This is a genomic window from Salinicoccus jeotgali (assembly GCF_039538805.1).
Classification (GTDB): domain Bacteria; phylum Bacillota; class Bacilli; order Staphylococcales; family Salinicoccaceae; genus Salinicoccus; species Salinicoccus jeotgali.
Map to the genome: position 1 here is coordinate 82,037 of NZ_BAABCK010000012.1, position 13,469 is coordinate 95,505.

Here is a 13,469-nt window from a genome sequence, read left to right on the forward strand (position 1 = left end):
CCTCACCATATACTAGAAGGAGACGGGTTCGGAAAAACATGGGAGGCCCGCAATGATATTCAAAAAAAGGATCGAACATATAAGAAGATACCGGGAGATTGCTTTGGCCTTCTCCAAAAGTGGTTTCGGATTTATCGTAGAAGAGTTGGGACTTGATGAGGTTCTGTCCCTGCCGAAGAAAATATTGCTCAAAAAGGATGGCACACATGTCGAAAAGACGCGCGGAGAACGAATCCGCCTCTTTCTGGAAGAAATGGGCCCCACTTTCATCAAAGTAGGCCAGATTGCAAGTACCAGACCTGACCTTCTGCCAGAAGACATCATCGAGGAACTATCGAAGCTCCAGAGCCACGTGCCTTCTTTTCCATACGATGAAGCAAAAGAGATCATCGAACACTCTCTGGGAGCTAAGATGGATGATATCTTTTTGGAGTTTGAACAAGAAACAATCGGCTCCGCCTCCATAGGCCAGGTCCACAAGGCCAGGCTTGTAACCGGGGAAGCTGTTGCAGTCAAGGTGCAGCGCCCGAACATCGAGAAAATCATCCGCAATGACCTGGAAATCCTGCTACAGTTGGCATTGATGGCAGAATCGCGTATCGAATGGGCCCGCCAATATCAGCTGGTGGACATGATGGAGGAGTTCTCGAAATCCATCATAAATGAACTCGACTACACCATCGAAGGGCGCAATGCAGATAAGATCGGCAAACAGTTCAAAGATGACGAGGTCGTCCATATTCCGGAAGTCTACTGGGATGTCACGACAAAAGATGTGCTCGTGATGGAGTTTATAGAGGGCATTCAAATCGGAGACCTCGATTCACTGGCGGCTGAGGGGTATTTAAACGAAGTGCTTGCAGAACGTCTCACACACGCAATTTTTCACCAGATCCTGATTGAAGGATTCTTCCATGGCGACCCGCATCCTGGGAACATCACCGTAATGGACGGCGGCGTCATCGGTTTTCTCGACTTCGGCATGGTGGGCAAGATGACGCGTGAGATGAAGTCGATCTACGGCTCGCTGCTCATCGCCATGATGAAAAAGGATGCAGACGGTGTCGTCCGCGCCATAACACGGATGGGGGTCGTGCCCGACGAAGTCAATATGAAGATCCTCAAAAAGGATGCCGAACTGCTACGCGACAAGTATTATGACGTTCCGCTCAGCCGCATGGATCTCGGTGAAGCCGTACAGGACATCTTCCATATAGCGAATGAGCACCATATCAAGCTGCCGACAGATTTCACGATGCTCGGCAAGACCATTCTGACGCTTGAGAGCATCGTCCGTGAACTTGATCCTGATTTCAGCATTGTTGATGTAGCGGAACCTTTTGGCAGACAGCTCCTCAGGGAAAGGTTCAATCCTAAAAATGCTGCAGATCATGCATGGCGCAGTTGGATCGAATTCAGCGATGACCTAAAGGATGTTTCCGGTAATGTCCACGAATTCTCCAAAGGATTGAAAGGTCGCAGTGTCCCTGTAGAACTGCAGGTGAAGCGGAGCGAGGCGTTCATGAAGCGTCTCGACCGGATAGGCAACCGATTGACGTTCAGTATCGTCCTACTGTCCTTCAGCATCATCATGGTCGGCCTCATCATCAGTTCCGCATTGACCGACCAAGCCACCGTCCTCTTCAATATTCCGGCTATAGAAATCGGTTCTGTGGTAGCTCTACTGATGTTCATCGGCATGATCTATTCCATATTCCGTTCTGGAAGATTTTAAAAGAAGCCCTGGAGGACCTCCAGGGCTTCTTTATATTATATATAGAACATGTAGTCGTCGATTTCATCGTCATCGTGGTTCACCATATCCAAAAGCGTAGTGTGGTCGAGCACGTCACGAAGGGCGTCCCGTATCCTGCCCCACAGATAGCGTTCCGTATCGGTGTCCTTATCATCACCTTCAACCGCAACGATATTCTCTTCCAGTGTCCTGAAGATCTTCCCGACAGTGATCTCATCCGGCGCATGGTTCAATTCATAGCCGCCATAGGCGCCCCGTGTACTTTTGACGAGTTCTGCACGTTTTAAGTTCGTGACAATCTGTTCAAGGTATAGGTCGCTGATCCCCCGCTCGTCGGCAATGGATTTGACGCTACGCTTATGCTCACCGTAGCTTCTGGCTAAAGCCAGCATAAAATAGAGACCATATCTCCCGCGTGTAGAAATTTTCATAAAGCACCTCATAGTTTAAGTTCATATTTATATCGGTTATAGTAGTATTAAATATATCATAACTCTGAAACAGGTGAAAATATGTCAACTCAGCCTCTGAGCTTTAGAATGCGACCAAAAACGATAGATGAAGTCCTCGGCCAGACCCACCTTGTCGGTGAAGGCAGCATCATCCGCCGGATGGTGACGGCTAAACGCCTTACATCAATGATCCTCTATGGCCCACCAGGCATCGGCAAGACCAGCATCGCGAGCGCAATTGCAGGTTCGACAAGTTACAAATTCCGTACCTTGAATGCTGTCACCAATACGAAGAAGGATATGCAGATGGTGGCCGATGAAGGAAAGATGAGCGGCAGCGTCATCCTCCTTCTTGATGAGATACACCGTCTGGATAAGGCTAAGCAGGACTTTCTGCTGCCGCATCTGGAAAATGGCAACATCATACTGATCGGGGCCACTACGTCCAACCCCTATCACGCCATCAACCCCGCCATCAGGAGCCGGTGCCAGATTTTTGAATTGCATCTGCTCGATCCGGAAGATGTTGAAGTCGCACTTAACCGTGCGCTTTCGGATACTGGTCGAGGCCTTGGGGACATGTCCATAAATATCAGCAATGAAGCCCTCGAATATCTGTCCGTCACAAGCCAGGGTGACGTCAGAAGTGCGTTGAATGCTTTGGAACTGGCAGCACTTAGTTCTGACAAAGACGCTGGTGATGTGGTCAATATTTCATTGGATGACGCGCGTGCCTGCATGCAGAAGTCCGATCTGCTCTATGACAAAGACGGAGATCAGCATTATGATGTGATGAGCGCCTTCCAAAAAGCGATCCGCGGCAGTGATGTCGATGCCTCGCTGCATTACCTGGCCCGCCTGATAGAAGCGGGCGACCTGGTCACCATCGTCAGGCGGCTGCTTGTCATCAGCTATGAAGATATCGGGCTTGCGAACCCGCAACTCGCCTCACGGACCCTTGATGCCATCCATTCGGCGGAACGCCTCGGTTTTCCAGAAGCCCGCATACCCCTATCCCAGGCAGTGATAGAACTTGCCCTGTCCCCGAAATCGAACAGTGCAATCAAAAGCATCGACGCCGCCCTATCGGATATAAGAAAGAAAAAGACAGGAAGCGTGCCTAAGCACTTGAAGGATGCACACTACAAAAGTGCAGAAAAACTCGGCAACGGCCAAGGCTATAAATATCCCCATAATTATCCGAACCACGTTGTCAGGCAACAGTACCTGCCGGATCCTCTAAAAAACGCAGCGTACTACCAGAAATCAGATGTATCCAAGTACGAGAAACAGCTCGCCGAAGTATACGACAAGCTCAAAAAGATATAAAAAAATAAGCACCGAATTTTACAATTCGGTACTTATTTGGAATATCCGAGCATAAGCCGTGTGTTATTGTTGATTATTTTGGCCTGCTAATTGCAGGTGGGTGCCCAGTTTCCTACTCCAAACGTCCTGTCGGACAGGCATGTTTTTCATAGGAAAACCTATCAAGCTCCCGTTTATAAAAGTGTTAGGTCAAAATATAATTCAACACATCACGAACTTCTCAGATATTCCTCTTGAATACATAATAGCACATGCCTCGAAAAAAAGAAAGGAAAATGAATACGTTTTCTCTGGTTGACCTTCCCCAACCCACCGGCAGGCTGAAGCCTGCCGGTATTTTTCTATTCTTCCGTGTTTACAGAAATATGCAGCTCATCTAATTGTCTTGGATCGACATGTGAAGGTGCATTCATCATCAGGTCACCGGCACTTGCCGTCTTAGGGAAGGCGATGACGTCACGAATGTTGTCTGTACCCGCCAGTAGCATCACGAACCGGTCCAGACCATATGCGATTCCACCGTGCGGAGGTGCGCCGTATTTGAACGCTTCAAGAAGGAAGCCGAACTGCTCATCGCGTTCCTCTTCGGTGAAACCGAGTGCTTTGAACATCTTCTTCTGAAGTTCGGCATCATGGATGCGGATCGAACCACCGCCGAGTTCATAGCCATTCAATACGATGTCATAGGCATTCGCCTTCACATCTTCCGGATGATCCTCCAATTTGTCTATATCCTCTTGCCTTGGCGAAGTGAACGGATGGTGGGCCGCGAAATAACGGTCTTCCTCGTCATCATATTCAAGCAACGGCCAGTCGGTCACCCATACGAAATTAAACTGATCCGCCGGTATCAGCTCCAGATCCCGGGCAAGCTTGTTACGCAAGTTGCCGAGTGCGGCGTTGACGACTTTTGCAGAGTCCGCCACGAATAGGATAAGGTCATTGTCGACCAGGGAAAGCGTGCTTGAGAGTTCCGACTGCTCCCCTTCATCGAAGAACTTGGCAACCGGACCATTCAAGGCGCCCTCATTCACCTTCAGCCAAGCCAATCCTTTAGCGCCATAATTTTTGACGAACGCTTCGAGCTTGTCGATGTCTTTCCTCGAAAACTTATCGGCCGCATCCTTCACGACAATCGCTTTGACAAGTCCGCCGTTATCGACTGCAGAACGGAATACTTTAAATTCGGATTTGCTGCTGAATGCGCTCAAGTCATTCAACTTCATGCCGAATCGTGTATCTGGTTTATCCACACCGTATTCAGCCATCGCCTCATTGTAGGTCATCCTCGGGAATGGCAGTGTGATATCCATACCCTTAACATCCTTCATGACGTGGGCAATCATTCTCTCATTCAGATCCATGATCTGCTCCTGGTCCATGAATGAAGTTTCAATATCAATCTGTGTAAATTCCGGTTGGCGGTCGGCCCTCAAATCTTCGTCGCGGAAACATTTGACGATCTGATAGTAGCGTTCCATGCCGGACAGCATAAGAAGCTGCTTATAGATCTGTGGGGATTGGGGCAATGCATAGAATTCCCCTTCGTGGATCCTGGAAGGCACCAGATAGTCGCGCGCGCCCTCTGGCGTAGACTTGGAGAGTACCGGCGTCTCGATGTCGATGAAATCCTCATTGTCCAGGAAATTCCTGACACTGCGGTTCAATGAGTGTCTGAGCTTCAATATGCTCTGCAGCTTCGGCTTCCGTAATTCCAGGTATCTGTATTTCAACCTGAGGTCCTCGTTCGTCGTATCATCGGTGATCTGGAATGGCGGTGTCTCTGATTTTGACAGCACTTCCACTTCATCTGCAAACACTTCGATACGCCCTGTCGGGATATTGTCGTTCCATTGTGACTCATCTCGCTCATGCACTTTGCCGGAAACGGCGATGACATATTCCGTACGGATGCGGTCGGCAATATTCAATGCCGACTCGGATACTTCCGGGTTGAAGACCACTTGAATCACACCTTTACGGTCCCTCAGATCGATGAATATCAGACCGCCCAAATCGCGTCTTTTCTGTACCCATCCTTTTAGGTTCACCCGTTCTCCAGTCATCTTTTCTGTGATTTCCGCTGTATGTCTCCTCATGATTCTACCTCCTCGATTAGTTCAGCAAGTGCTTTTATGTCATCAAGTTTGACTTGCTTCGTGCTGCCGTCCGCCATATTCTTCAGCTCGGCTACATTCGTCTCCCTTTCTTCTTCGCCTATTACGATGGTATGCTTGGCGCCTTTACGGTCGGCATCCTTCATCTGGGCCTTCAACTTCCTGTTCTTATAATCCATATCCGAACTGATGCCTTCAGCGCGCAGCTGATGGATGAGCCGGCTTGCTGCGGTTCTTGATGCACCATCCAGCGTGCAGATGTAGAGGTCGATACCTTGGGGCTTTGGAATTTCAATGCCTTCAGCCTCCAATGCCATAATCAGACGCTCGATGCTGAGCGCAAAACCGATACCCGTTTCAGTCGGACCGTCCAGCAATTCCAGCAGACCATTATAGCGCCCTCCGCCACATAGTGTGGTGATTGCGCCAAATCCTTCTGCATCGCTCATCAGCTCAAATGCCGTGTGCGTATAATAATCGAGGCCCCTGACCAGGTTATAGTCGATTTCATAGCCGATGCCGAGTGCATCGAGGTTGCGCTTGACCTGTTCGAAATATTCCTTTGATTCTTCATTCAAGTAATCGTAGATTCTTGGCGCCTGTTTAACGAGTGGGTGGTCACGATCCTTCTTGCAGTCAAGGATGCGCATCGGGTTCGTATCGATCCGGGATTGGCAATCTGAACAGAACTCCCCGATGGATGGTTTGAAGTGTGCCACCAATGCTTCATTATAGGCGGAACGACTGTCCTGGTCACCGATCGAATTGATGTAGAGCTTCAGATTCGAAAGGCCGAAAGACTTGTAGATCTGCATCAGCATGCTGATGACTTCCACATCGATAAGCGGGTCTTCTACGCCGATCGCTTCTATACCGAACTGCACAAATTGGCGGTAGCGCCCCTTCTGCTTCCTTTCATAGCGGAACATCGGCGCAAGGTAATAGACCTTGACGGGCTGATTCACATCATGCTGCATCTTGTTTTCTATATAGCTTCTGACGACAGGTGCGGTCCCTTCAGGCTTCAAAGTCATGCTGCGGTCGCCCTTGTCCTGGAAAGTATACATTTCCTTATTGACGATATCAGTGGAGCCACCGACTCCTCTGACGAACAGCTCAGTCGATTCAAAAACCGGTGTGCGGATTTCGCTGTAGTTGTAATCCTGCGCGATCTGATGGAGACGTGCTTCGATGAACTGCCATTTATAGGTGTCTTTAGGAAGGATATCCTGCGTACCTCTAGGTATTTGTATCATTATAAACCACTCCATTTCCGAAAATTAAAAAAAGCCCCTTATATCCAATTGGATATAAGGGGCGATTACTCGCGTTGCCACCCTGATTCAGCCGATAAAAGGCCCTCTGGCATATTAACGGCTGCCACCGCCCGGCGCACGGGGTTCTACCAAAGTGTCGGTTCATGGATACGGATGATGAGTCTGTTTTCAGCCTCGACAGACCTCTCTGGACATCACCCTATCCCCCTCTTTGGATCAAAGAACAGTTTTTCATTTATATAGTATATTAATATTATGGCTTAAAGCCGATGAAGTCAAGCATTCATTTCAAGTACTCTACGATTCCGTCGGTAAGGCCCTGCACCATCAGTTCCTGATAATGCGAAGTCAGAAGGATGCGATCATCCAATTCATTGCTCAAATAGCCAAGTTCAACAAGGACCGCGGGATAATCCAGTTGCCATGTCACCTGATAGTTCATGCTGTGGACCCCGCGGTTCCTGAAATAGGAGCGGGTATCCAGTGCATTGTTCAGCGTTTCGGCAAATTTCTTTTGATGTGGATACGTATAATATGTGGTGAATCCGGTGACGCTCGGATCATCCATGGCATCGCTGTGCAGGCTGATGAACAGGTCGCCTTCAACTTTCCTGGCATCAAGCGACGCGAAGGTGTCCTGCTCCCTTGTGAGCAGCACTTCTGCACCGTGCCTTTCCAGTTCTTCCTTCAACTGCCCAGCCAGTCTGTAGACGATTTCATCCTCTGTAATGCCCGAGGCACTCGTCGCCCCCGGATCTTTGCCACCATGGCCCGGGTCGAGCACTATAGTCGTGCCTGAAATATCATATTCACGCGGCTGCAGGTCAATTGGCGCCTCGTTGCCTGAAGCCTTGAACAGGTGACCGGTTGCGGCGGTGATGAAGACTATCAGGGAAGCGGCCAACAGAAAAGCCACAGGAATCATATAGACATGTTTTTTGTACTTGATGAAAAAGGTGACTGCACCAAATGTGTTGACGAGAAGCCTTTTCATCCATTCCATCACAATATTTTTCCATTTTCCGCTTCATACATGAAGGTGATCGGCCCTTCGTTGTTGATCTGTACATTCATCATTTCACCAAAGAACCCTTCTTTCACCGTCAGGCCCTGGTCCTTCAGATGGGAATTGAAGACGTCATAGAGATGTTTGGCCTGCTCCTTGCCGGCTGAATCGGTAAAGCTTGGACGGTTACCTTTTTTCACATCGGCGTAGAGCGTAAATTGGGAGATGCTGAGGATTTCCCCATCCACATCTTTGATGGAGAGGTTAATCTTCCCATCCCTATCTTCAAAATTCCGGCTGGCGGCAATCTTCTCAGCGAGTTTCCTCGCATCCGCCTCCGTCGAATCTTTGGAGACGCCGACCAGCAGGCAATATCCTTTTTTGATTTCATTGTAAAATTCATTGCTTATCACTGTCGCACTCGACACCCTCTGCAATAAGACCCTCATTAATTCCACCTCATTTAAATACCCGTTCTACACTGTAGATGTCAGGCAGCTGTTTAATCTTGTCGACGATCCGATACAAGTCTGTGACATTATGGACCATCACCGACAAACTTATTTTGGCATGATTATCGATATCAGCCCGTCCGTTCACCCGGGTGATCGGGAATTTCGTACCGGCAATCATATTGAGCACTTCGTTGACGAGCCCCTGCCTGTCATACCCTGTTATTTCCAGGTCAGCCTGATATTTACGGTCCTTATCCTTATTCTTCACCCACTCCACATCTATGAGCCGTTCGGTCTCATTTCTGATGTTCGGACAGCTTGTTACGTGGACCTTCACACCATGACCTTTCGTGATGAAACCGATTATCTCATCGCCCGGTATAGGGTTACAGCATTTGGAGAGGTTGATGAGCATATTATCCATGCCTTGTACATAGACGCCGGACTCCGTTGAAATCTCCTTATAGTGATGGGTCCTGTCGATCTCTTCCACCACATTCGATTTCTCTTCAGTGACTTTGAATTTCTCCATCAATCTGTTTGTCACCTGCTGGGCTGTTATGCCACCAAAGCCGACCATCGCAAACAGATCATCCTCACTATTTAAGTTATAGCGTTCAAGGACAGGTTCCATATGTTGCGGCTTCAAGATATTATCAGGTTTGTATTCGCGGTTCTTTATTTCATGCTCGACCGCAAAACGTCCTTTTTCTATATTGCTCGCCCTATCCTGCTTTTTGAAGAAGGCGCGTATCTTATTTTTGGAGCTTGATGATTTGACGAGCTTCAGCCAGTCCAGGCTCGGACCGTAGGATTGCTTGCTGGTCCTTATTTCGACGATCTCACCCGTCGATAACTCATAGTCGATCGGGACGATCTTGCCGTTCACTTTCGCCCCGATCATCTTGTTGCCCACTTCTGTATGGACCTGGTAGGCAAAATCGATTGGGATTGCCCCTTTCGGCAGCTCGACCACGTCTCCATTCGGTGTGAAGACATACACTTTATCGCTTAGCAGGTCCGTCTTCAATGCTTCCATGAATTCTTCTGCATCCGGTGAAGATGTCTCCTGGTCTATAAGATCCTGGAACCAGTGGAGGCGCTTGTCGCGTGAAGGTTCTTCCTTGAGTTCCTTCCCTTCCTTGTAAGCCCAATGGGCTGCCACCCCGTGTTCCGCTATATCATGCATCTCATATGTCCGGATCTGGATTTCCAGAGGATCTCCGTTCGGACCGACTACTGTGGTGTGGAGGGACTGATACATGTTCGGTTTGGGCATGGCGATATAATCCTTGAAGCGGCCTGGCATTGGTTTCCATATCGTGTGGATGACACCGAGCACCGCATAACAGTCCTTAATGTTATCCACCAGCACCCGGATGGCAAGCAGATCGAATATCTGGTCAAACTGCTTATGGTCCTTCTTCATTTTTCTGTAGATGCTGTATATATGTTTCGGCCGTCCTGATAATTGTCCTTTTATTTTTGTATTGGCCATCTCTTCCTCGATGCGTTCCATCGCATCATTGATGACCACTTCACGCTCACTGCGTCGTTTTTTCATCAAGCTCACAATCTTGAAATACTGCTGTGGCTCTATATATCTGAGCGCGATATCCTCAAGCTCCCACTTGATGCTTGAAATACCGAGCCTGTGCGCAAGCGGCGCATAGATTTCAAGCGTTTCCTGTGAAGTCCTTATCTGCTTGGCTTCAGGCATTGCTTTTAGCGTCCTCATATTATGCAGCCGGTCTGCGAGCTTCACGAGGATGACGCGGATATCCTTGGCGATGGCGATAAAGAGCTTTCTATGGTTCTCCGCCTGCTCTTCTTGCTTGGACTTGTATTTGACCTTTTCAAGTTTCGTTACACCGTCCACTATCACTGCAACTTCTTCGTTGAACATACCCACAAGATCTTCAAAAGTATAGGGTGTATCTTCCACAACGTCATGGAGGAATCCCGCGATGATGGTGGGACCGTCAAGCTTCAGCTCTGCGAGGATCCCCGCAACTTGTACCGGGTGCAGTATGTAAGGCTCTCCGCTTTTCCTGTATTGTCCTTCGTGCGCTTCATGTGCAAGTTTATACGCCTTCTCTATCATGCCCATGTCCTTCTCATTCATATAGGCGCTGCACATTTGTATCACCTGATCCGCACTATAGGGATATTCCTTGTTCATGTCCTCACCGCTTCCCATTACACTGATTAGAATCATCATACTATAAAATCCATTTCAAATAAATGAATGTAGAAAAAAAGCCTGTTTTCACAGACTTTATGGCGTGCTATTGTGCATAAGTGATCAGAGAGAGTGTGTCATACCCCTCAAGACGCTTCTTGCCTTCCAGATATTCAAGCTCTATAAGGAAGGCAATGCCGACGACGATGCCCCCGAGCTTCTCAACCAGATGGATCGCCCCTTCAATCGTCCCACCGGTAGCGAGAAGATCATCGGTGATGAGTACGCGCTGTCCGGGAGAGATTGCGTCCCTGTGCATAGTCAGGATGTTCGAGCCGTATTCCAGATCATATTCATACTTGATGACTTCCCTCGGCAGCTTCCCTTCTTTTCTGACAGGAGCAAATCCGATGCCCATGCTGTATGCCACAGGACACCCGATGATGAATCCCCGTGCTTCTGGACCGACGATGATATCCACTTGTTTTTCCTTGGCATATTCGACAATCTGGTCTGTTGCATAGCCATATGCCTTGCCATCGTCCATTATAGTCGTGATGTCTTTGAAACTGACGCCTTTTTTAGGCCAATCCTGTACTTCTGAAACATATTTTTTAAATCCATTTTTTACCCCACTCACTTCGAAATTAATGTCCTGAGATAGTTTTTCAGCTCAGAGGAGGAAGACATCTTCAACATTTTTTCTGCCTCAAGCCGCTTCCTCAGTTCATTGAAAAGCAAAGATTCTTCAATTTTACGGTCTGAATCATCCTTTTGCTTATATATTATACCATCTTTTAACGTAATCATGTCCAAATCCACCATAATATCAACCATCATTTTGAGGAAATTCATTTTTACCCCAAGACGCCCAGCAAGTGCAGGCGCATGTTTAGCGAGGTTGATTGTGCCATCGTCAGCGCCCGACACCAGCTGTTGCAGGGCGTTGACATCCGCTTGTGAGGGAATCCCGGAAAAAAAGAGTTCTTCACGGCTGTTGAATATCGAGATTATTTTAGATGCATGGATACCATTCAGTGAATACGCAAGATCCAGAAGGTCATCAGGCAGATCCCTCAGTACTACAGTCCCTGAAGTGAACGGCAGATCTTCCCCGTATTCGTAGTAATTGTCACCGAGCCGCTCCTTACCTTTGGCGATGACGAAAACGTCATTCTTTGATATCATGTCGAACCGCTGATCGGACCGACTCCTCATATCGATCAGTTGGACATTATCCACATTGGCGTCCTGAAGCATCAGCTGCAGACTGCGTTTTTGATTGAACTCGTTGATGTTGACCGTCCCAATCAAGCTGATGACATCATTCTGTGACACTTCATTGATGAGGTGCCCAAACCCGAAACCGATGACATCCATGCCGACCCGGGGCATCGTCAGTTTGATATGGCTCTTATCTTTACCCACTTGCCGTATTTGCCCTATCGTATCATTTTGGAGCAGGAAAACAGGCGATTGAAATGATTGGCCGAATGGTTTGAGGCGCTCGAAACGCTCGAATCCCTGCATGGTCATGTTGGTCCCATCCACCTGGTAATCGATGTATTTCACCGGCTTCAGATCAAGTCCGAGGCTTGCGAAGTATTCTTCCAGCTCTATTTTGAATGCGTCAATGTCTTCTGCCGCCACCTCGATGCCAAGCGCTTGGGCGTGTCCCCCAAAATGGGTATAGTGCGTCGATTGCCGGGTGATTATGTCATGCAGGTCAAGCCCTTCAATCGAGCGGCCGGAACCACGGTAACTGTCCCCATCCCGGGTCAGTACAATGGCGGGCTTGCCGAACTCTTCCACTATCCTCGAGGCGACTATGCCGAGCACCCCGGGATGCCAGCCGTCGGCATATGCGATATTGATCTGGTTCTCTGTCCTGATCTGCTCTACAGCCTCCCCGAAAATATCGATGACCAGCTGCTTACGTTCGGCATTCATGTTCTCGATCGTCATAGCCATTTCATATGCTGCATGCCTCTCATCCTCGAGCAACAGTTCCACGGCGATTTCAGCTTCTCCAAGCCGACCGGTGGCATTCAGACGGGGGGCAACCGTAAACGCTATGGTTTCCTCATCGACCCCGCCTTCATGACCGGCCGCACGCAGTAAGGTATGAATCCCTGTGGAAGGTTCGTTATTCAATATTTCCAACCCTTCCATCACCAGCTTCTTGTTCTCGTCTATCATGGGCACAAGATCAGCTACAGTGCCGATTGCAACAAGTGCAAGATCGTCCTGCGCGGCGGCGCCCAGAGCCTGTACCAATTTGTATGTGATGCCGACGCCTGCCAGACTTTTGAAGGGATATGAACCGTCAGGGTGGTCCGGGTGGATGATCACCGTCTCCGGTACCGATTCACCGAAAGTGTGGTGGTCGACGACGATTGTATCTATGCCGTGGTCATTGAGGAACGCCAGTTCCTCTTTACCTGAAATGCCATTGTCTACAGTGATGACAAGGTCGTACTGGCCGATGACGATCTCCTCGAACACTTCCCGGTTCGGTCCGTAACCATCTTCTATGCGGTTGGGTATGAAATATCCGGCGTCAGCCCCTTTTCGCCTCAATGCTTTAAGCAGCAGGACGGTGCTGGTGATGCCATCCGCATCAAAGTCACCATAGACGAGTATGCGTTCCCCATGCTCAACAGCAACATTAATCCGACCCACCGCCTTGTCCATGTCGTGTACCAAAGAGGCGTCATAGGTTGTGGGATTATAGATTTTCATCAAATCTTCCTCTGTCGTATATCCTCTGTTTTCGAGGATGGTCTGTTCAAGCATATTCAATTTGAAAGCACCGATTAAAGATTCGGGTATCTCCTCTGTCCCTTTGCGAACTCTCCATTCAAACTTCGACTGATACATGTGATCCTCCCTTTA

General features: G+C 48.7%; 10 protein-coding genes and 1 other RNA gene. 2 read left to right on the forward strand and 9 right to left on the reverse strand.

Annotated elements, in window-relative coordinates; all coding sequences use genetic code 11:
• Positions 1-52: 52 nt before the first annotated feature.
• On the forward strand, positions 53-1,735 hold the full coding sequence (locus tag ABD734_RS02140) for an ABC1 kinase family protein (RefSeq protein WP_344700971.1): 1,683 nt from the start codon (positions 53-55) through the stop codon (positions 1,733-1,735).
• A 35-nt stretch (positions 1,736-1,770) separates the two neighbouring features.
• Here the strand turns inward: ABD734_RS02140 and ABD734_RS02145 are convergent, their stop codons facing one another.
• Positions 1,771-2,187 carry an RrF2 family transcriptional regulator gene (locus ABD734_RS02145; RefSeq protein WP_344700972.1) on the reverse strand — a complete coding sequence of 139 codons (417 nt, stop codon included), beginning with the start codon at positions 2,185-2,187 and terminating at the stop codon, positions 1,771-1,773.
• 81 nt (positions 2,188-2,268) lie between these two features.
• Here ABD734_RS02145 and ABD734_RS02150 point away from each other — a divergent pair, with 81 nt between their 5' ends.
• Positions 2,269-3,537 carry a replication-associated recombination protein A gene (locus tag ABD734_RS02150; RefSeq protein WP_344700973.1) on the forward strand — a complete coding sequence of 423 codons (1,269 nt, stop codon included), beginning with the start codon at positions 2,269-2,271 and terminating at the stop codon, positions 3,535-3,537.
• Between the two features lie 38 nt (positions 3,538-3,575).
• On the opposite strand, the gene ssrS is transcribed toward ABD734_RS02150, so the two are convergent.
• The 8 genes from ssrS to recJ form a co-directional block, all read right to left on the reverse strand.
• A non-coding RNA gene (gene ssrS, locus ABD734_RS02155) (6S RNA) lies at positions 3,576-3,767 on the reverse strand.
• A gap of 111 nt (positions 3,768-3,878) precedes the next feature.
• A complete protein-coding gene (aspS, locus tag ABD734_RS02160; RefSeq protein WP_344700974.1) occupies positions 3,879-5,636 on the reverse strand; it encodes an aspartate--tRNA ligase in 1,758 nt (585 codons plus the stop codon).
• Positions 5,633-6,910: a histidine--tRNA ligase gene (gene hisS / locus ABD734_RS02165; RefSeq protein WP_344700975.1), complete on the reverse strand. Its 1,278-nt coding sequence runs from the start codon at positions 6,908-6,910 to the stop codon at positions 5,633-5,635. Before hisS ends, aspS begins: the two co-directional genes overlap by 4 nt.
• 304 nt (positions 6,911-7,214) lie before the next feature.
• On the reverse strand, positions 7,215-7,934 hold the full coding sequence (locus ABD734_RS02170) for an N-acetylmuramoyl-L-alanine amidase family protein (RefSeq protein ID WP_344700976.1): 720 nt from the start codon (positions 7,932-7,934) through the stop codon (positions 7,215-7,217).
• Positions 7,934-8,386 (reverse strand): D-aminoacyl-tRNA deacylase, encoded by a 453-nt coding sequence (gene dtd / locus ABD734_RS02175; protein WP_344700977.1) that lies wholly within the window; start codon positions 8,384-8,386, stop codon positions 7,934-7,936. The genes ABD734_RS02170 and dtd overlap by 1 nt, the downstream gene beginning before the upstream one ends.
• Before the next feature lie 10 nt (positions 8,387-8,396).
• Entirely contained in the window at positions 8,397-10,574 is a 2,178-nt protein-coding gene (locus ABD734_RS02180; RefSeq protein ID WP_344701060.1) for a RelA/SpoT family protein, read from the reverse strand.
• 106 nt (positions 10,575-10,680) lie between these two features.
• Positions 10,681-11,214 carry an adenine phosphoribosyltransferase gene (locus ABD734_RS02185; protein ID WP_344700978.1) on the reverse strand — a complete coding sequence of 178 codons (534 nt, stop codon included), beginning with the start codon at positions 11,212-11,214 and terminating at the stop codon, positions 10,681-10,683.
• Positions 11,211-13,454 (reverse strand): single-stranded-DNA-specific exonuclease RecJ, encoded by a 2,244-nt coding sequence (gene recJ, locus ABD734_RS02190; RefSeq protein ID WP_344700979.1) that lies wholly within the window; start codon positions 13,452-13,454, stop codon positions 11,211-11,213. Before recJ ends, ABD734_RS02185 begins: the two co-directional genes overlap by 4 nt.
• Between the last annotated feature and the right edge of the window lie 15 nt (positions 13,455-13,469).